The following is a 15,440-nucleotide window of genomic DNA, read 5'->3' as shown; positions in this document are numbered from 1 at the left end:
TGCGGGCCGCCCAACGGTCAGCAAAGCCGGACGTCTTGCCGTGTTGAACGGCTCAATCGCGGCTAGAATTCGACAGGCCGTTCTCACTCTTGCTGCCTGACAAGGTTCCCGGCCATGCGTCTACCCGACTTCATCGTGCAACAGGTTGATCGAATCGTTGATGAGTGGGAGCAATTCGCCCGATCCATCGCCCCCGAAACCGACTCCCTGACCCGCCTGCAATTGCGCGACCATGCCAAGTCCATCCTGCTGGCCGCCGCTCGCGACATGCGCACCGCCCAGACCGCCAGCGAACAGGCGGCCAAGGCCAGGGGCGAAGGCCCGGAGAAGACCCCGAGCCTCGACGAGGCCGCCGCCAGCCATGGCGAATTGCGCCACAACGTCGGCTTCGACCTGGTACAGATGACCTCGGAATTCCGCCACCTGCGCGCCTGCGTGATCCGTCTCTGGGTCACCAGCCTGGAGTCGCCGCAGCTGGCCTATTTCCAGGACATGATCCGTTTCAACGAAGCCATCGACGAGGCGCTGGCCGAATCCACCACGGCCTATGCCGAGCAGGTCAACCGCTCGCGGGATATCTTCCTGGCGATTCTCGGCCACGACCTGCGCGCGCCCTTGCAGGCGGTGAGCATGTCCACCGAGATGCTGGCGCGCAAAGTCGCGCTGGACGCCGATGCGCTGGCCTATGTGTCGCGGATCAAGAGTGGCGCCAGGCACATGGCGGCGATGGTCGGCGACCTGCTGGAGTTCGTGCGCAGCCGCCTGGGCAGCAGCCTGCCCATCGAGCCGGCGCCCATGGACATGGCCAGTGCCATCAAGGCCGCCATGGACGAAGCCTGCGCCGGCCAGCCGGACTGCACACCGGCGCTGAACTTCCATGGCGACAGCCATGGCATCTGGGATCGCGGGCGTATCGAACAGATGCTGCAGAACCTGATCGGCAATGCCCTGCAGCATGGCAGCAACAGTCGCACCGTGACCGTGACCCTCACTGGCAGCGCCGAGCAGGTGCTGCTGACCATCCACAACTACGGCCCGCCGATTCCCAAGGAAGCCCTAGGCACCCTCTTCGATCCCCTGGTGCGCAGTGCCAACGAAGAGCTCGGCAGCCCTTCCACCAGCCTCGGCCTGGGCCTGTTCATCGTCAAGGAAGTGGTTACCGCCCACCAGGGCAGCATAGAGGTCAGCTCCAACGAGAGCGATGGCACCACCTTCACCGTGACCCTGCCACGAGTATCCCGCGCCGAATCGTTGTAGCCGCCAACACAGAACCCTGTAGCCGCTGCCCATGCTTCTGTAGGAGCGGCCGGCCGACGCGCCATTGCTCGCGATGGACGATGCCCGAGCCTTCCAACCGCTATAGAGACGAACGCACCGTAGCCGCTGCCGAGCCCGCGAGGCTGCGATCGAGGACGAAGTCCTCGCAAAGCCTGGGCATGGGGTGTGTCTGGAAGAACGGGTTGCCCGGTTTTGCGACCGCTTCGCGGCCGATCGCAGCCTCGCGGGCTCGGCAGCGGCTACAACATCACCACCCATGCCTCCGTAGGAGCGCGATGAACGATAACGCGCAGTCTCAGTCGGCGAGCAGGCGCCCCAGGCGCTGCTTGAGCATCTGGTTTTCCGTGCGCAACTCGCGGACTTCGTCGAGCAGTTCCAGCGCCAGGGCGACGCCTTCCCACTCCAATTCCAGGTCGCGCCGCAACTTGGCGGCGCGCTTGGCGACCGCCAGTTCATAGTCGGTGAAGCGCCAGTCGCGGGGCGCCGCGCCATGGGGATCGAGGATCCCGTGCTCGACGATTTCCATCACATAGGCGGCCGGCAGATCGGCCACCTCGCAGAACTCTTCCATATCCAGCTGAACGATCAGGGTGCTCATGGTCAGCGACTCCTATGTTCCAGATCAGAATGGGTTGCGGATCAGAAATGCTCCCGCGGGTTGAAGGCGGCCTTCTTCGCCAGCTCCTGCCACAACGCCTTGACGTCGTCGCCGCAAGCCTTGGGCATCACGGCCTTGAGCTGCACGAACAGATAACCGCGATGCCCGGCCTTGTTCAGCAGGCCATGGCCCTTGGCGCGCATGCGCTGGCCGTTCTGGCTGCCGGCCGGCACCTTGAGGTTGATCTTGCCGGTCAGGGTCGGCACCGCGACCTCGGTCCCCAGCGCCAGCTCCCAAGGGGCCAGCGGCAGGGTGATGATCAGGTTCTCGCCCTCGATATCGAACTTCGGATGGGGCGCGAAACGAATGGTCAGGTACAGGTCGCCATTGGCCCCGCCGCCGACACCGGGCGCGCCCTGGCCCTTGAGGCGGATGCGCTCGCCGTCGGCGACGCCGGCCGGGATCTTCACGTTCAGGCTCTTGCTGGTGTTGCTGACATGCTGCCCGGCGGCGTTGTACTGCGGCACCTTGAAGCTGACCTTCTTCGACTCGGCCGACAGGGTTTCTTCCAGGAAGATCGGTAATTCCATTTCCACGTCTTGCCCCCTGCGCCCGGCGCTGCGCGATTGTCCACCGCCGAAACCCGGCCCGCGGTTGCCGAAGATCGAACTGAAGAAGTCCGAAAAGTCCCCGCCATCGCCGAAACCGCCCGCATCCGCGCGGCCTTTCCAGCCCGGTGGGCCCTGGAACGGCTGGCCGTGCTGGCCATAACGCCGCAGGTCGTCGTATTCGGCCCGCTTGTCCGCGCTTTTCAGCGCTTCATAGGCTTCCGACGCGTCCTTGAACTTGGCTTCGGCGTCTTTTTCCTTGCTGACATCGGGGTGGTATTTGCGCGCCAGCTTGCGATAGGCGGCCTTGATCGCCTTGTCGTCCGCCGTCGGCTCCACCCCGAGAATCTTGTAATAGTCTTTGAAGTCCATCTAAGGATCACCATCCGTTATCAATGTGGCGCGGCGGGACGTACAGCATGCACTCTTGAGCAGCGTCAAGGCTGATCGATCTCAATACTGTGACTCACGCGGCGCAGCAGAAGTTTATCGGCAGCTGGCGGCGGTTCTTGCGACCGCCCGATGGCTGCCCGGCCCATGCCTGCAAGTTTGGGGTAAAGAATAGTCTTTCAAGTCTTGCGGGTTTCGATTTAGCGGATAGTCGGCCTTCGATTCTGCGAACGACTGGCATACACTGCGCGGCCGTTTTTTCCAACCGGAACTCGAAAGACATGAAAAACGCATCTGCGGCCCGTGCCTGCGGTATCGACTTCGGCACGTCCAACTCCACGGTCGGCTGGCTGCGCCCCGGCATGGAAACGCTGATTGCGCTGGAAGACGACAAGATCACCCTGCCGTCGGTGGTCTTCTTCAACATCGAAGAACGCCGTCCGGTGTATGGCCGCCTGGCGCTGCACGAGTACCTGGAGGGCTACGAAGGCCGGCTGATGCGCTCGCTGAAGAGCCTGCTGGGCTCCAAGCTGATCAAGCACGACACCAGCGTGCTGGGCACGGCGATGCCGTTCAAGGACCTGCTGGGCCTGTTCATCGGCCAGCTCAAGAACCGCGCCGAAGCTGCCGCTGGCCGGGAGTTCGAGGAAGTGGTACTGGGCCGCCCGGTGTTTTTCGTCGATGACGATGCCGCCGCCGACCAGGAGGCCCAGGACACCCTGGTGGAAGTGGCGCGCAAGCTGGGCTTCAAAGAAGTCTCCTTCCAGTACGAGCCGATCGCCGCGGCCTTCGACTACGAGTCGACCATCGAACGCGAAGAGCTGGTGCTGATCGTCGACATCGGCGGTGGTACTTCCGACTTCTCCCTGGTGCGCCTGTCGCCCGAGCGCCGTGGCCTGGACAACCGCCACGAGGACATCCTCGCCACCGGCGGCGTGCACATCGGCGGGACCGATTTCGACAAGCAGTTGAGCCTCCAGGGCCTGATGCCGCTGTTCGGCTACGGCAGCCGGATGAAGAGCGGCGCCTACATGCCCACCAGCACCCACATGAACCTGGCGACCTGGCACACCATCAACTCGGTGTACTCGCAGAAGTCCCAGCTGGCCCTGGGCAGCATGCGCTACGACATCGAAGACACCGGCGGCATCGACCGCCTGTTCAAGCTGATCGAGCAGCGCGCCGGACACTGGCTGGCGATGGAGGTGGAAGAGACCAAGATCCAGCTGACCCACGCCGACAACCGCGTGGTGCCCCTGGACCGTATCGAGGCGGGCCTGAGCGTGGACTTGAGCCGGGCGCTGTTCGAGTCGTCCATCGACAGCCTGCTGGAGCGCATCCGCGGCAGCGTCACGCAACTGCTGGGCGATGCCAATGTCGGCGTCGGCCAGGTCGATACGGTGTTCTTCACCGGCGGCTCCAGCGGCATCCCGGCCCTGCGCCAGAGCGTCGCGGACATGCTGCCCAACGCACGCCACGTCGAAGGCAACATCTTCGGCAGCATCGGCAGCGGCCTGGCCATCGAAGCGAAGAAACGCTACGGCTAAACGCCCCCCTGTAGCCGCTGCCGCAGGCTGCGATAAGGTCCGCAGGACCTTCAGCGATTTTGAGATCGCTACGGCCTTCGGCCGATCGCAGCCTTCGGCAGCGGCTACAGGGATAGCGTCAGCTCAAACCAACCCCGCCTGCTTCAATTCACTCTTCAGGTAGGCGTAATAGATCGGCCCGGCCACCACCCCCGGCAGGCCGAACGCCGCCTCGAACACCAGCATCGCCAACAGCAATTCCCAGGACTTGGCACTGATCTGCCCGCCGACGATCCGCGCGTTGAGGAAGTATTCCAGCTTGTGGATAAAGATCAGGTAGCCCAGCGCCGCCGCGGCCACCCAGATCGACAGCGACATGCCGACGATGGTGATCAGGGTGTTGGAGATCAGGTTGCCGATCACCGGCAACAGCCCCAAGAGGAAGGTCAGCACGATCAGGGTCTTGGTCAGCGGCAGCTTGACGCCGAACATCGGCAGGATCAGCGCGAGGAAGATCCCGGTGAAGAAGGTGTTGAGCAGGGAAATCTTGATCTGCGCGAACACAATGTTGCGAAAGGCCTGGACCAGCAGGTGCAGGCGGTCGAACAGCGCGGCCGCCAGCGGCTTGCGCTTGGTCAGGTCGGGCACGCGCTGCAAGGCGATGATCGCCCCCAGCACCATACCGATCAGCAAGGTCACGAACATGTGCGCCGCGTCCTTGCCCACCAGTTGCAGCTCGCTCAGGTGCTTGCTGGCCCAGGCGCCGATGGCCACCTGGAACTCCGCCGCGCTGGCCGGCAGATAGGAGTCGAGGAACGGCGGCAACTGGCCGCGCGCCTTGTCCACCACCGCCATGAATTTGTCCAGGGAAGCCCCCGGATTTTCCGCTTCGTGCAGCAGGAAGCTGATGGCGCCGGCGAACAGCAGCGTCAGCACGCTGACCACCAGGGTGCCGAGCAGGGCCACCGCCAACCAGCGCGCCCGCCGACCTTCGATCAGCCGTTGCAATTGCGGGGTGAGCATGTTGACCAGTTCGAACACCAGCAGGCCCGCCAGCAGGCTCGGTAATAGCCGCAACGGTATTACCAGCAGCAGGCCGCCGAAGATGATCACCCAACTGAACAACAACAGATGACGCTGAGAAAACGTTGGCATACAGCCTCAAACAAACAGCGTGAAAGGATTGGCAGTCTGCCAGCGTTGCACTGACGATGCGAGGCCGACAGGCGCGGGTTTGCTGGCGATCAACGATACAGAGTGTGTCAGGCAAACTGCCGCGACCGGATCGTGAACAAGCTCGCGCCTGCGAGGGAAAAGGTTATTGCTTCTTCAGGCAGGTGCTCATGAAGGTCTTGCGCTCGTCGCCCTTGAGGGCTTTGGCGGTGGCGTCGGCGTTGCAGGTCTTCATCCGTTCCTGCGGGGTGGACGGGGTCGCCGCGGCAGCCGGGGTGGCTTTCAGGCAGGTGCTCATAAAGGCTTTGCGTTCATCGCCCTTGAGGGCTTTGGCGGTGGCGTCGGCGTTGCACGTGGTCATCTTGTTCTGCTGGGCGGTGGCGGCAAATCCTTGGGAACAGAGCAGCAGGCCAACCATCAACAAAGGGATACGCAGCATCTTCATGGAGTTTTCTCCTTGTTACCGCACCGACGGGCGCGGCCTCCAGCGCAGTGTAGACAAACCCTGTTACAGGTTCACCTGTTCTGTAGGCTGGTGCGCCGGTACTGCTCGGGCGTGCAGCCGGCCTGGCGCTGGAACATCGCGATAAACGCCGAGGCGCTGCTGTAGCCCATGTCGAACGCCACCTCCTGGACACTGCGCGCACTGTCCAGCGCCTCGATGGACGCCAGGAAGCGCAGGCGCTGGCGCCACTCGCCAAAACTCATGCCCAGCTCGCGCACGAATTGCCGGGCCAGGGTGCGTTCGCTGACATGGATCTGCCGCGCCCAATCGGCCAGCGCGCGGTTATCCCCCGGGGTGGCCTGCAATGCCTCCAGCACGCCGAGCAAGGCCGGGCTGCTGGCATAAGGCAGGTAACCGTCATGCACCGGCGCCTGCTGTAACTGGTCGAGCATTACCTGGGCCAGGCGGCTGTCCGTTTCCTGCTCGGGGATCTGTACGTCGCGCGCGGCGAAGTCCTTGAGGATCGCCTTGAGAATATCGCTGATGGCCAGGGTGCAGGCCTGCTGCGGCAGCACCCGGCACAGCTCCGGGGCCAGGCACACGGCGCGGTATACGATCGGCTGCGGGCTGTAGAAGCTGTGCTCGGTGTCCGGCGGAATCCAGATGGCGTACTGCGGCGGCGACATGAAGCGCTGGCCGGCGATCTCCATGTGCATCACGCCGTGGGCCGAATACTCCAGGCAGCCCCAGGGATGACGATGCTCCAGCGCATGGCTGTGGGCGTCGAAATCGGCATAACGAAAGTACACCGGGGCCGGCAGACCGCTGAAGGGCAGCAGGTCGATGTGTTTTTTGCTCATGCTGTCCGGATTCAAGGGCGGGTTGTCTGGATCGAAGTATAGGCTTTGATCCAGACAGAGGGATAATCACCCTTCATCAACGTTCTGGTTTTTCCTCATGCAATACGCTTATCCGTTACTGGCCGTCTTTATCTGGGCCGGCAATACCGTCATCAACAAGCTGGCGGTCGGGGCGATCTTCCCCGCGGAGATCGGTTTCTATCGCTGGCTGCTGGCCGGCCTGCTGTTCACGCCGTTCATGCTCAAGGCGGTGGTCGCCCACTGGGCGGTGATCCGCCCGAACCTGGGCAAGATCTTCATCCTCGGCGTGCTGGGCATGGCGGTGTACCAGAGCCTGGCGTACTTCGCCGCGACACTGACCTCGGCCACCAACATGGGCATCATTCTTTCGCTGATGCCGCTGATGTCGCTGGCCATGGCGATCGCCAGCCTCGGCCAACGCCTGACGGCCGGTGCCCTGGTCGGTGCGGTGCTGTCGTTTGCCGGGGTGCTGGTGGTGGTGTCGTCCGGCAGCCTCGAGGTGCTGCTGGAACACGGCGTGAACCTGGGCGACGCGATGATGCTGATCGCCACCCTGGCCTACGCGATCTACAGCACCCTGCTGAAAAAATGGCAGCTGCGCCTGCCGCCGCTGGTGCTGCTGTACCTGCAGGTGCTGGTGGCCGTGGTGGTGCTGTTTCCGCTGTTCTTGGCCTCGCCGAAAACCGGCCTGACCCTGCACAACATTCCCCTGGTGCTCTACGCCTGCCTGCTGGCCTCGATGCTCGCGCCGCTGGCCTGGATGCAGGCCGTGGTGCGCTTGGGGCCGAGCCGCACCACGCTGTTCTTCAATCTGCTACCGCTGATTACCGCGCTGATCGCCGCCGTGGTGCTGCATGAACAGCTGGCGCTGTATCACCTGGTGGGTGGGATGCTGACCCTGGGCGGGGTGATCCTGTCGGAACGCTGGACCACGGTGCTGGGGCGCAAGGTCAGCGTCGCCTGACAGATCGTCATCGCGAGCAAGCTCGCTCCTACAGGGGATGGCTCGATCCTGTAGGAGCGAGCTTGCTCGCGATAAATCTCAAAACCGCCACATCTCTCCCTGGCTATACCCCCGCCGCTTTCAATCGCTGCGCATGCTCGACGAACAGCCGGATCGGCTCCGCGCCCCGGCCCACCAGCCCCAGGGACTGGTTGACGATATCGAAATGATCCAGGGGGTAATCGTCGCCAATCACCGTGCCCAGGTGCGAGCTGTAGCGGCCGACCATGCCATCGCACTGCCCGGCTTCGCGGACGAAGGTCCTGGCGAACAGCCGGCAGCTGCGATTGGTGCCGTCGAACAGGTTGCGCCCGCGATTGGTCTTGCCCGGCTGCAAGGTGCCGGACCAGGAGTAGTAACGCACCCCGTTGACCTCTTCCGGCCCCTGCCCGCCCCAGGTTTCCGGCAGGCCCTGGGGATACTGGCGGTTGAACAGCACCACGCCCTCGCTGGTCAGCGAGCGGTGCGAGGCATGGATATCCGCCGGCAGCTTCGGCCCGCGATAGCCGGTGTCCAGCCAGCACATCAACACGGCAATCACCCGCAGGATAAAACTCAGCACCCGCCCGCGCAGGGTGTCGATGGAATGGTGGCGTTCGATGTAGTCGGCCAGCTCCGAGCCATGATTGGGCCCGGCCACCGAGGTCACCGAGGCCACCCAGTCCGGGCGTTTGGCCGCGGCATAGCGGGCGGTGAGCGCCCCCTGGCTGTGGCCGATCAGGTTGACCTTGTCGGCGCCGGTTTCGCGGCGGATCTCCTCGATCCGCGCCAGCAACTGCTCGCCGCGCACCTCAGTGCTATGCAGCGGCGAAACCTGCACCGCAATCACCGTGGCCCCGCCGCGGCGCAACGCCGACTCGATGCCGAACCAGTAGGAGTACAGCACCAGCCGGATAAACCCCAGCATGCCGGGGACCAGGACCAGCGGGTAACGCGTGGCAAGCTCTTGGGACATGGGAACATCCTTGTGATCGGACTTGTATCAGGGACCGCGGCGCCCGAGGCTGGATGTCGGCAGCAGCCAAGAGCATCGACAGCCAAGATGACAGCTTCACGACCACTGTATGACATTCCCCCGAGGCTAACGCGAGCAAGCTCGATACAGGGGATTGGCAATAAATGGATCGCCCCGGGTCTGTAGGAGCGAAGCTTGCTCGCGATAGCTCCGGTTCAGGCAATGGATTTCTTCCAGTAGAACTGAAGCGGGTTTGGGGCTGCTGCGCAGCCCATCGCGAGCAAGCTTCGCTCCTACAAGGGATAGGCTATTTCAACCCCACCACCCCGGCCACGATCAGCCCCACCGACACCAGCTTGACCAGCGTCAGGCTCTCCCCCAGCAAGGCAAAACCGAGGAACACCGTGCCCAGGGAACCGATGGCGGTCCAGATCGGGTAGGCGATGCTCACCGGCAGTTCACGCATCGCCAGGGTCAGGAAGTAGATGCCGCCCAGCGCGGCCACCACCGTCAGCAGCGACGGCCAGAGCCGGGTGAAACCCTCGGCGTACTTCATGCCCATGGCGAAGGTGACTTCGAAGGCGGCGGCGATCAGCAAGAACAGCCAGGCCATGTCGCCTCCTCAGAAGGTCCGTGCCAGCGCCAGCAGGCGTTGCTCGGCTTCGGCGCAGGACACCTGGAACGTGCGCTCGGCCGACTCCTCGCCTTCGGCCGCGACCACCGTGACGTCCTCGATGCCGATAAAGCCCAGCGCGGTACGCAACCACGGATCGGCGTGGTTCATGGCTTCCAGCTCGCCACCCGGACCAAAGCCGAAGCCGCCGCGACTGGTGACGATCAGCGCTTTCTTGCCCCGCACCAGCGGCTCGTACTGGGCGATACCGTTGTCCTGCACGGTATTGAAGGTCAGGCCCAGGCGCACGATCTGGTCGACCCAGGCCTTGAGGCCGCTGGGCACGCTGAAGTTGTACATCGGCGCCGAGATCACCAGCAGCTCATGCTCCAGCAACTCGGTCACCAACTCGTCGCTCAGGGCCAGGTCGGCCTGCATCGACAAGGGCCGCGCCTGCGGCTCGGGATAAAACGCCGCGGCGACGAAGGCCTCGCTGACATGGGGCAGCGAAGCGCGGCCGACTTCCCGACGGGTCAGCTGGCCCTGGGGATGGGCCTCGAGCCAGGCCTGGAGAAAGCGTTCCGTCAGCCGCCGCGAATGGGAGCGTTCGCCACGGGGGCTGCCATGTACTGCTAGAATTCTGCTCATCTGTCATTCCTCATCCTGGATCATTCTGGAAGACCGTAAAAAGCCTTCCTGGGCGGGAATAAAGCTATTGATGCCGGCCCCATGGAACAAATGAGCAATAGTTGATCAGGATGAATCCATTTCACCCATAAGGTGACCCTGTATGTTTGCCAACCTGCCGCTGACCGCTTTGCGCGCCTTCGAATCGGCGTCCCGGCTCTTGAGTTTCAAGGCCGCTGCCGAGGAGCTGTCGGTCACGCCCACGGCGATTTCCCACCAGATCCGCTCCCTGGAAAGCTGGCTGGGCGTGCCGCTGTTCCAGCGCCTGCCACGCCAGGTGCGCCTGACCGAATGCGGCGAGCGCCTGTTCCACAGCCTGCACGGCGCCTTGCTGGAAGTGGCGCAGAGCGTCGACAGCCTGCGCCCGCAACGCAGCGGCGCGAACCTGATGATCTCCACCACGCCAGCCTTCGCCGCGCTGTGGCTGGTGCCGCGCCTGGGGCGTTTTTATGCCCGGCACCCGAACATCAACCTGCGCCTGGACACCAATTGCGAGGTCATCGACCTGCAGCAGGACGCGAGCGTCGACCTGGTGATCCGCTACAGCCTGGACGACTACCCGAACCTCTATGGGCTGTGCCTGTTCGACGAGTGCTTCGCGGTCTACGGCTCGCCGGAACAGGTGGCCCTGGCCCGCCAGCAAACGCCGACGCTGATCAGCGTGCGCTGGCACAACTCCAAGCTCTATGCCCATGGCTGGGAGGCCTGGTGCGACAAGGCGCAGGAAAGTTGGATGCGGGATCGCCCGGTGTTTCGCGAATACGACGAGGAGCACTACGCCCTGCAAGCGGCCATTGCCGGCCAGGGCCTGGTGCTGGCCAGCAATATCCTGGTGTCGGAGAGCGTGACCAGCGGCCTGCTGGTGCCGTATCGCCCGCAGATCCATGTCGACGGTGCAGGCTACAGCGCCTTGTGCGTGCCCGGGCGCGAACGGCATCCGCCGGTGCGGGCGTTTTTCCAGTGGTTGCGCGAAGAGGCCCAGGCGGCCGGACATCCGATGCTCACCGCCGGCTGAGGCCCGCCGAACAGGTAGGAGCGAGGCTTGCCCGCGATTCAGGCGCCGCGGAGTGCCTGTAGTACCGCGTTATCGTTCATCGCGAGCAAGCTTCGTTCCTACACTGGATGCGTGGGGCCATCCTCCCCGTAGGAGCGAGGCTTGCCCGCGATTCAGACGCCGCGGAGTGCCTGTAGTACCGCGTTATCGTTCATCGCGAGCAAGCTTCGCTCCTACACTGGATGCGTGGGGCCATCCTCCCCGTAGGAGCGAGGCTTGCCCGCGATCCAGGCACCGCGGAGTGCCTGTAGTACCGCGTTATCGTTCATCGCGAGCAATCGAGCGTCGACCGGCTGCTCCTGCAGAAAAGCGGGTCTTAGCGGGTCGGTTTGACCGCCACCGGCGCCTTGCCCGAGCGCATCTGCTCGAGCAGCGGCGCGCACTGGTTCGGCTCGCCACCGCTCGGCGCCACCAGTGCCAGCAACCCGGCCGCCGGCCCGGCGATCACCCCCAGCGCCACCATGCCGGCGCCGCGCAACATCAGCGGCACGGCCTTGACCCCGGCCTCCGGCTTGATGAACTTGCCTTGCACATAGAGCGGCGAGCGCAGGGAGAACAGGCGCAGGCCCTTGGACTCAGGTGTGATGGTCAGGTCCAGTTGCTCGCTGGCCATGTTCGCGGTGCCGTCGATGTAGACGATCGCGTTCTCGGTATCGAACACGAACAGACGACTGGTGGCCAGGCCGGTCTTGATGCCGAAGTCGGCAGCGGCGCAATTGATCTTCACTTCCTTGTCGCCAAACATCTTGCCGATCACATAGTTGCCGACGTTGAGCCCGGCGATCTCCATCAGGCTGCGGCTGATGGCACCGTCGTTGATCAGCATCTTCAGCTCGCCGTTGGCGCTGCCGAGCAGGGCCGCCACCGAATTGCCGCGCCCGGCGATATCGGCATCGCCGTTGAGTTCGCCGAAGCTGGTTTTCATCAGCTCTAAGGTCGGGAACAGCTGCTTGAGCTTGAAGTTGCGCGCAGTCAGTTTGGCCCGGCCTTCCAGCGGCGTGGCCTGGCCATTGAGGCGAATCTGCGCATCCAGCTTGCCGCCGGCCACGCCGAAACGCAGCGGCTCCAGGCTCAGGCGCCCGTCGTCGAGCACCAGATGGGTGTACAGGTCGGTGAAGGGCAAATCGGCGCTTTGGACGATGCGCTTGCCGGTGAATTCGACATCGGCGTCCATGTCACGCCAGCGCTCGGTGCGGAACTCTTCCACCGGCAGCACCTTGTCCGCCGGTTGCTTGCTGTCGCCGCCACGGGCCTTCTGCTCGGCATTGGAGTCGGCACCGATCAGCGGCGCCAGGTCGCTGAACAGCAACTGATTGGACACCAGCGCGCCGGTCAGCTTGGGCCGCGGCTGGCTGGCGACGTAGGTCAGGTTGCCATGAATGTCGCTGTCGCCGATCTTGCCGTTGAAGTCCTGGTACTGGAACTTCGCCCCGGCCGGATCGCGCAGCTGCGCGCTCAGATGGCCATCGGTGGCATAGGCCGGCGAGTCCGGCAGGGTCACGCCGGTCAGCGGGTACAGGTTGCCCAGGCTGGTGCCGGCGAGCTTCATGCGCAGATCCAGCGCGCCGAGGTTCAGCGGGTCGGTCAGGGTGCCGGCCAGTTCGACGCGGGTATCGCCGATCGTTGCCTGGACCTGCAGCGGGAACGGCTTGCTCGCATCCTGCAGCGCCAGCAGGCCGCCGATCTTGCCGGAGCCGGCCAGGGCCTGGCCGTGATACTGCCCCTTGGCCTTGAAGGCAAAGGCATAGGACTGGGGGGCTGCGCCCTTCTCCTCGGCTTTCTTCGCCGCCTTGTCGCCAACGATGTCGCTGAACGGAATCGGCTTGCCCAGTGGGTCGATCAGCAGGTCGAGGCGGGTTTTCAGGTTTTGGTCATTGAGGATGACATGCCCTTTGTCGAAGCCGATGGCGCCGATGTCCACCACCCAGTTGGAGGGTTCGGCGTTCGGGTCTTTCGGGTCGAACTGGAAAGTCCAGTTGGCGCGGCCGTCGGCCAGGCGCTCGAGGGCGGCATTCGGCTCGGTGAGGTCGATACGCGGAATGCGCACGCGCTGCGCCAGCAATGCCAGGGGTGAAATGCGCAATTCGACGCGCTTGAGGCTGACCATCTGCGGCGCCTTGGACCACTCGGGGTTGCCCAGGGTCAGGTCTTCGGCCACCACGTGCGGCCAGGGCACCCAGGCCCGCCAGCCGCCTTCGTCGAGTTCGCGCTGCCAGATCACCGCCAGGTTGCCGTTGATGGCGAAGGGGCGATGCAGTTCTTCGGAGACTTTGGCATTGAGTGGCGGCTTGATCCGGTTCCAATCGAAGAACGCGATGATCAGTACCAGCACGGCCAGCAGCAGGAAAAGGCTACCGACTGTCCAGGCGAGAATTTTACGGGTGCGCGTCATGCACAGGGCTCCTGACTGCTGACGGGCGCCTGGATGGCGACGCCCTTATGAACTGCCGGGGTTGAAATCCACCGGTCATGGAAACTAGGACTGACAAACGGCCCGCAGGTTTAACCCAAAAGCCGCGACTCAGACACAAAAGCACAGATTTTTCTGACCGAAGCGCCAGCTTGGCGTTACCGCCGCCGCACTTTTGCGAGGCGCAGATGGGTCGAAAATACCCACCCCGGTGCAAAACCCTTCTTCGAAAACGCCCGTTCTAGAGCCCTCGGGCTGAACAATCAATTCTGTTGATTATTACCATTGTCTTTATGAACTTTTATATCGATTTAGCGCGCGTAACATTGGCTCCGTACCCACTTTATCGCCCTCCCAAGGAGCAACTCATCATGAAACGCCAATTACTGCTTAGCCTGACCCTCTCGATCCTGGCAGCCAACGCTTTCGCCCTGCCAGCCGCTGAACAGGCTACCCCACAAGTCAAGGCAAGCACCTCGGTATTCACCCAGACCCTGGCTTCCGACGGCAGTGACCGCACCCCACAAGGCCAGACCCTGGCTTCCGACGGTAGCGACCGCACTCCACAAGGCCAGACCCTGGCTTCCGATGGCAGCGACCGCACCCCACAAGGCCAGACCCTGGCTTCCGACGGCAGCGACCGCACCCCACAAGGCCAGACCCTGGCTTCCGACGGCAGCGACCGCACCCCACAAGGTCAGACCCTGGCTGAAGACGGCTTCGATCGCACTCCCCTGGGCCAAGCTGTAGCTGAAGGCGGCCGTGATCGCCTGGAAGAGAAAGGTCTGGTTTAAGACGGCAACGACCGTTTGGCCTAACGCAACCCAGCTGTGAGTCAAGCCTATGATGCCTCTACAGAAAAGCCCGGTCCCTGGATCGGGCTTTGTTTTTTCCTGAGCTGCGCCGTTTTAGTCCTGCGCCCCAACACTCCGATCCAAGCCTCGCCTTCAATCCACCGCCCCCACCGGGTTCGACGCCGGTAAAGTTGATTTGCTAGAGTGCGCCGCTCTCTTGATCAGAAAACCAGCCAGCCGATGCTGCCCCGCGCCGAACAGAAACAACAGACTCGCAACGCTCTGATGGACGCTGCCCGCCACCTGATGGAATGCGGCCGCGGATTCGGCAGCCTGAGCCTGCGCGAAGTGGCAAAAACCGCCGGCATCGTGCCGACCGGTTTCTACCGGCATTTCGCCGATATGGACCAGCTCGGCCTGGAACTCGTCAGCGAAGTCGGCCAGACCTTCCGCGCAACCATCCGCCTGGTGCGCCATAACGAATTTGTCATGGGCGGCATCATCGATGCCTCGGTACGGATCTTCCTCGATGTGGTGGCGGCCAACCGTTCGCAGTTCCTGTTTCTCGCCCGCGAGCAGTACGGCGGTTCGCTGCCGGTGCGCCAGGCGATCGCCAGCCTGCGGGAAAACATCAGTTCCGACCTGGCGGCCGACCTGACCCTGATGCCCAAGTTGCAACACCTGAACATCGCCGACCTGACGGTGATGGCCGACCTGATCGTCAAAAGTGTGTTTGCCACCTTGCCGGACATCATCGACCCGCCTGCCGAGGCCCTGCCCGAGCACCTCACGCCCCAGGCGAAAATTACCCAGCAGCTACGTTTCATCTTTATCGGCCTCAAGCATTGGCAGGGGCTGGGCAGCACGGAATAAGCCCGCCGCTTCGCTCAACCGCACCACCTCCTCCACCGCCTCATATGCCCGCTATGGCCTGCGCCAGAGCGGCGCTTTGCCGCGCATCAAAAAACAGCACAGCGCACCAAGTCAGTGCTATAAATCAGATCGAATTTTGAATTTGTAACAAA

15 protein-coding genes are annotated in these 15,440 nt (G+C 63.6%); 6 read left to right on the top strand and 9 right to left on the bottom strand.

The features are described from left to right. Window positions 1–114: 114 nt before the first annotated feature. Window positions 115–1,257: a sensor histidine kinase gene (locus PVZ78_RS23450; protein ID WP_103331461.1), complete on the top strand. Its 1,143-nt coding sequence runs from the start codon at window positions 115–117 to the stop codon at window positions 1,255–1,257. Between the two features lie 316 nt (window positions 1,258–1,573). Here PVZ78_RS23450 and PVZ78_RS23445 read toward each other — a convergent pair whose 3' ends face one another. Together PVZ78_RS23445 and PVZ78_RS23440 are read right to left on the bottom strand one after the other, a co-directional pair. Next, on the bottom strand, window positions 1,574–1,876 hold the full coding sequence (locus PVZ78_RS23445; protein ID WP_009046737.1) for a chaperone modulator CbpM: 303 nt from the start codon (window positions 1,874–1,876) through the stop codon (window positions 1,574–1,576). Between the two features lie 41 nt (window positions 1,877–1,917). Further along, window positions 1,918–2,856 (bottom strand): DnaJ C-terminal domain-containing protein, encoded by a 939-nt coding sequence (locus PVZ78_RS23440; protein WP_009046736.1) that lies wholly within the window; start codon window positions 2,854–2,856, stop codon window positions 1,918–1,920. Window positions 2,857–3,155: 299 nt separating this feature from the next. On the opposite strand from PVZ78_RS23440, the gene PVZ78_RS23435 reads away from it, so the two are divergent. Next, window positions 3,156–4,421, top strand: coding sequence for an Hsp70 family protein (locus tag PVZ78_RS23435; protein WP_009046735.1), 1,266 nt, complete (start codon window positions 3,156–3,158; stop codon window positions 4,419–4,421). 123 nt (window positions 4,422–4,544) lie between these two features. Here the strand turns inward: PVZ78_RS23435 and PVZ78_RS23430 are convergent, their stop codons facing one another. The 3 genes from PVZ78_RS23430 to PVZ78_RS23420 form a co-directional block, all read right to left on the bottom strand. After that, entirely contained in the window at window positions 4,545–5,555 is a 1,011-nt protein-coding gene (locus PVZ78_RS23430) for an AI-2E family transporter (RefSeq protein ID WP_009046734.1), read from the bottom strand. A 163-nt stretch (window positions 5,556–5,718) separates the two neighbouring features. Further along, on the bottom strand, window positions 5,719–6,018 hold the full coding sequence (locus tag PVZ78_RS23425) for a PsiF family protein (protein WP_009046733.1): 300 nt from the start codon (window positions 6,016–6,018) through the stop codon (window positions 5,719–5,721). A 71-nt stretch (window positions 6,019–6,089) separates the two neighbouring features. Beyond that, a complete protein-coding gene (locus PVZ78_RS23420) occupies window positions 6,090–6,878 on the bottom strand; it encodes an AraC family transcriptional regulator (RefSeq protein ID WP_273829329.1) in 789 nt (262 codons plus the stop codon). Between the two features lie 97 nt (window positions 6,879–6,975). Between PVZ78_RS23420 and PVZ78_RS23415 the strand changes: the two genes are divergently transcribed. Continuing rightward, the gene (locus PVZ78_RS23415; RefSeq protein ID WP_009046731.1) at window positions 6,976–7,863 is read left to right on the top strand and encodes a DMT family transporter; all 888 of its coding nucleotides are present in this window, start codon (window positions 6,976–6,978) and stop codon (window positions 7,861–7,863) included. 103 nt (window positions 7,864–7,966) lie between these two features. On the opposite strand, the gene PVZ78_RS23410 is transcribed toward PVZ78_RS23415, so the two are convergent. From PVZ78_RS23410 to PVZ78_RS23400, 3 genes are all read right to left on the bottom strand, one after another. Further along, a complete protein-coding gene (locus PVZ78_RS23410) occupies window positions 7,967–8,857 on the bottom strand; it encodes an esterase/lipase family protein (RefSeq protein ID WP_198919683.1) in 891 nt (296 codons plus the stop codon). A 307-nt stretch (window positions 8,858–9,164) separates the two neighbouring features. Beyond that, window positions 9,165–9,470, bottom strand: a complete 306-nt coding sequence (locus PVZ78_RS23405) for a DMT family transporter (protein ID WP_009046729.1) — start codon at window positions 9,468–9,470, stop codon at window positions 9,165–9,167. A 9-nt stretch (window positions 9,471–9,479) separates the two neighbouring features. Further along, window positions 9,480–10,118, bottom strand: a complete 639-nt coding sequence (locus PVZ78_RS23400) for an FMN-dependent NADH-azoreductase (protein ID WP_009046728.1) — start codon at window positions 10,116–10,118, stop codon at window positions 9,480–9,482. Between the two features lie 142 nt (window positions 10,119–10,260). Here PVZ78_RS23400 and PVZ78_RS23395 point away from each other — a divergent pair, with 142 nt between their 5' ends. Beyond that, complete coding sequence (locus PVZ78_RS23395) at window positions 10,261–11,172, top strand: LysR substrate-binding domain-containing protein (RefSeq protein WP_009046727.1); 912 nt, start codon at window positions 10,261–10,263, stop codon at window positions 11,170–11,172. Window positions 11,173–11,527: 355 nt separating this feature from the next. Here PVZ78_RS23395 and PVZ78_RS23390 read toward each other — a convergent pair whose 3' ends face one another. Beyond that, window positions 11,528–13,603 carry an AsmA family protein gene (locus PVZ78_RS23390; RefSeq protein ID WP_273829328.1) on the bottom strand — a complete coding sequence of 692 codons (2,076 nt, stop codon included), beginning with the start codon at window positions 13,601–13,603 and terminating at the stop codon, window positions 11,528–11,530. A 389-nt stretch (window positions 13,604–13,992) separates the two neighbouring features. Between PVZ78_RS23390 and PVZ78_RS23385 the strand changes: the two genes are divergently transcribed. Further along, window positions 13,993–14,415, top strand: a complete 423-nt coding sequence (locus PVZ78_RS23385) for a hypothetical protein (protein ID WP_124310262.1) — start codon at window positions 13,993–13,995, stop codon at window positions 14,413–14,415. A gap of 240 nt (window positions 14,416–14,655) precedes the next feature. Then, window positions 14,656–15,288: a TetR family transcriptional regulator gene (locus PVZ78_RS23380; protein WP_124323391.1), complete on the top strand. Its 633-nt coding sequence runs from the start codon at window positions 14,656–14,658 to the stop codon at window positions 15,286–15,288. The last annotated feature ends 152 nt before the right edge of the window (window positions 15,289–15,440 follow it).

Origin of the sequence: Pseudomonas sp. SBT1-2, assembly GCF_028640875.1 — a bacterium.
Taxonomy (GTDB): domain Bacteria; phylum Pseudomonadota; class Gammaproteobacteria; order Pseudomonadales; family Pseudomonadaceae; genus Aquipseudomonas; species Aquipseudomonas chlororaphis_I.
The sequence above is the reverse complement of the archived record's forward strand: the minus strand, read 5'-3'. Positions and strand labels throughout refer to the sequence as shown.

Excerpts from the sequence above, each read along its gene's own strand:
- PVZ78_RS23450 (WP_103331461.1), top strand. The coding sequence starts at position 115 with ATGCGTCTACCCGACTTCATCGTGCAACAGGTTGATCGAATCGTTGAT.
- PVZ78_RS23445 (WP_009046737.1), bottom strand. The coding sequence starts at position 1,876 with ATGAGCACCCTGATCGTTCAGCTGGATATGGAAGAGTTCTGCGAGGTG.
- PVZ78_RS23440 (WP_009046736.1), bottom strand. The coding sequence starts at position 2,856 with ATGGACTTCAAAGACTATTACAAGATTCTCGGGGTGGAGCCGACGGCG.
- PVZ78_RS23435 (WP_009046735.1), top strand. The coding sequence starts at position 3,156 with ATGAAAAACGCATCTGCGGCCCGTGCCTGCGGTATCGACTTCGGCACG.
- PVZ78_RS23430 (WP_009046734.1), bottom strand. The coding sequence starts at position 5,555 with ATGCCAACGTTTTCTCAGCGTCATCTGTTGTTGTTCAGTTGGGTGATC.
- PVZ78_RS23425 (WP_009046733.1), bottom strand. The coding sequence starts at position 6,018 with ATGAAGATGCTGCGTATCCCTTTGTTGATGGTTGGCCTGCTGCTCTGT.
- PVZ78_RS23420 (WP_273829329.1), bottom strand. The coding sequence starts at position 6,878 with ATGAGCAAAAAACACATCGACCTGCTGCCCTTCAGCGGTCTGCCGGCC.
- PVZ78_RS23415 (WP_009046731.1), top strand. The coding sequence starts at position 6,976 with ATGCAATACGCTTATCCGTTACTGGCCGTCTTTATCTGGGCCGGCAAT.
- PVZ78_RS23410 (WP_198919683.1), bottom strand. The coding sequence starts at position 8,857 with ATGTCCCAAGAGCTTGCCACGCGTTACCCGCTGGTCCTGGTCCCCGGC.
- PVZ78_RS23405 (WP_009046729.1), bottom strand. The coding sequence starts at position 9,470 with ATGGCCTGGCTGTTCTTGCTGATCGCCGCCGCCTTCGAAGTCACCTTC.
- PVZ78_RS23400 (WP_009046728.1), bottom strand. The coding sequence starts at position 10,118 with ATGAGCAGAATTCTAGCAGTACATGGCAGCCCCCGTGGCGAACGCTCC.
- PVZ78_RS23395 (WP_009046727.1), top strand. The coding sequence starts at position 10,261 with ATGTTTGCCAACCTGCCGCTGACCGCTTTGCGCGCCTTCGAATCGGCG.
- PVZ78_RS23390 (WP_273829328.1), bottom strand. The coding sequence starts at position 13,603 with ATGACGCGCACCCGTAAAATTCTCGCCTGGACAGTCGGTAGCCTTTTC.
- PVZ78_RS23385 (WP_124310262.1), top strand. The coding sequence starts at position 13,993 with ATGAAACGCCAATTACTGCTTAGCCTGACCCTCTCGATCCTGGCAGCC.
- PVZ78_RS23380 (WP_124323391.1), top strand. The coding sequence starts at position 14,656 with ATGCTGCCCCGCGCCGAACAGAAACAACAGACTCGCAACGCTCTGATG.